Below are 518 nucleotides of genomic sequence, written 5' to 3'. Positions count from 1 at the left end.
GCGCACGCGCAGGACTTCCCGGGCGGCAAGCCCATCACCATCGTGGTGCCCTTTGCTGCCGGCGGCCCCACCGACCGCGTGGCCCGCGACCTGGCCGAGGCCATGCAAAAGCCCCTGGGCGGCAACCCCATCGTCATCGAGAACGCCGCAGGCGCCGGCAGCACCATCGGCAACGCCAAGGTCGCCCGCGCCAAGAACGACGGCTACACCCTGCTGGTCACCCACGTGGGCATGGCCACCACCCCCGTGCTCTACCGCAAGCTCTCGTACAACTACGAGACCGATTTCGAGTACCTGGGCATGATCAACGACGTGCCCATGACCCTGATCGGCAAGCCCCAGCTCGAAGCCAACAACTTCAAGGAGCTGCGCGAGTGGATCGGCAAGAACAGCGGCAAGGTCAACCTGGCCAACGCCGGCATCGGCTCGGCCTCGCACCTGTGCGGGCTGATCTTCCAGAGCGAGATCAAGGCCGAGATGACCACCGTGCCCTACAAGGGCACCGCACCGGCCATCGC

General features: G+C 66.6%; 1 protein-coding gene. It reads left to right on the top strand.

Translation table 11 applies throughout. From position 1 onward, the window contains the following. A partial coding sequence (locus PGB34_RS23055) for a tripartite tricarboxylate transporter substrate-binding protein (protein ID WP_271430465.1) occupies positions 1–518 on the top strand: 518 nt, incomplete at both ends.

Source organism: Xenophilus arseniciresistens (genome assembly GCF_028023875.1).
GTDB lineage: Bacteria > Pseudomonadota > Gammaproteobacteria > Burkholderiales > Burkholderiaceae_C > Xenophilus > Xenophilus arseniciresistens.
Note: the sequence above shows the minus strand (reverse complement) of the source record. Positions and strands in the feature narration are given on the sequence as shown.